The sequence below is a fragment of the Mesorhizobium sp. M1312 genome (assembly GCF_040318115.1).
Lineage (GTDB): Bacteria > Pseudomonadota > Alphaproteobacteria > Rhizobiales > Rhizobiaceae > Mesorhizobium.
On sequence record NZ_JAMYLQ010000089.1, the window covers coordinates 1 to 1,731 of the forward strand.

Here is a 1,731-nt window from a genome sequence, read left to right on the forward strand (position 1 = left end):
TGTGCTGCTAACTACGCTCGTAAGGACGACCTTAAGAGCGCAGCCTCGCTATCGTAACTTGCTCGCGCAAGGCGGCCCTCGCCGGCTTCCGATTACCCACATCGTCGGCTTGACCCAATGGAGATGCCGAAGGCGATATCGTGCAAGCGGGTCATGCCGCGCCAGACGACCATGTTGCCGGGAGGCGGATCATGTTTGCGGGCGAGATAGCCGCCAAGCATGGCGATTTGCAGTAGGTAAGCGGCGAGCGTGGGCCGTTGGAGGCGTGGCCGCGTTCGGGACGCGTCGATCCGGTTGAGCGCAGTGATCTCGGCGAAGGTGAGAACGCTGTCGGGCGCGGCGTCTGGCTTGGCGCGCGCCGACATTGTGACGAAGAATATGCGCCAGCTGACCACCGCGATGAGAGCGAGGAACTTCGCCAGCCTCTCGGCGGTCTCGAGCCTCGCCTCCTCGGCACGGCAGCCGGACTTCATGACCTTATGGAACACCTCCGCCTTCCAGCGCAGGGCATACCAGCCGAGCTTCTCAACCGCCGCGGAGAGATCGCCGACCGGCAAGTTGGTCACCAGCTTCCAGTCGATCGGCTCGCGGCCGGGCGGCGGATCCTCTTCGAGGGCGTGGATGTAAGTCAGAACCTGCGGACTGTAGCGCTTCTGCTTGCCCACGGGCGGCAAGGTTCTGATGGCGGCGAACTTCACCTGCAGGCAGGTCGTCTCGTCCTGATCGACCGTAATGCGATGACGTCCTGCCCAAGGCGCCGCCGCAAGTTGGGCGAAGACGCGATGAGCAGGATCGTGCGGGACAGCATCGGCAGGCCGCTCGGCCAGCCTGTTCGTCTGCACCCGCACGAGGAAGCTGGTGCCAAGGTCCTGCGCGGTGCAATAGAGCTCGTAGATGTCGCTCTCTCGGTCACCAACATGCACGCAGCGCTCGGCTGCGCCAACGAGCGCGATGGACTGGCGCAGGTTCTCCAGCCAGCGGTAGCTCTCCTTCGTCTCGATCGGCACGCGCGTGGGATTGATGTGCCGCTTGAGCGCGAGCGTTCCCTTGAATTTCGTTCGTGTCCAGAACTTCACCGCCGTCAGACCGAGGGGTGTGCCGGTGAGGGTGACGGCCAGGCTCGAATGCATCAGCACCCCGCACAAAGTCAGCACGTTGGGCTGCCCGGCCTTGTAGCGCCCGGCGTTGATGGTCTTGGTGAAGCCGATTTTGCCCGGCTGCGCGCGGCTGTAGATAAATTCGGTCGTGTCCTGCAGGATAAGGATCGGACCTTCGCTCGCCGCAATGCGCGCCGCGGTCGCGGCGAAATGGCCGGCCAGAACGCTATGTTCGGTCACACGCGGGTTGTCAAAGAAGCGGTAGGCCGCCTTCGCCGCCGCCCAGTCGCCGCAGGCCGCCGGGATTGGCTTGCCCGGCGCAGCTGACATCTGATCCAGCAACCGTCGCAGCCGACGGGCCAGACGCTTGTCGGGAAGGGCCGCCGCAGAAAGCTCTTCCTCCTGCCAAGCGGCTTCGCTGCTGCCGTTCTTGTCTCGCATCCGTGACGCCTCCGTGATTCGGCGTCACGGACAGAATCACGGCAGATTCATACGGGGCAATAGGCCCGCCGACGATGTGGGTAATCGGAAGCCTCGCCGGAGGCGTACGACCTCCTCGATGCCTTCATCGGTGAATGCCAAGATCCCGTCGTCATCATTGGCGCCGTACACCCAGATGACGCCGTCCTCGGGC

1 protein-coding gene is annotated in these 1,731 nt (G+C 64.2%); it reads right to left on the bottom strand.

Annotation, left to right across the window (positions count from 1 at the left end; all coding sequences use genetic code 11):
• Window positions 1–92: 92 nt before the first annotated feature.
• Window positions 93–1,538 carry an IS4 family transposase gene (locus NKH36_RS34615; RefSeq protein WP_352966295.1) on the bottom strand — a complete coding sequence of 482 codons (1,446 nt, stop codon included), beginning with the start codon at window positions 1,536–1,538 and terminating at the stop codon, window positions 93–95.
• Window positions 1,539–1,731 lie beyond the last annotated feature (193 nt).

What these genes read in the sequence shown, in the direction of transcription:
- NKH36_RS34615 (WP_352966295.1), bottom strand. Translation starts at nt 1,538, where the DNA reads ATGCGAGACAAGAACGGCAGCAGCGAAGCCGCTTGGCAGGAGGAAGAG.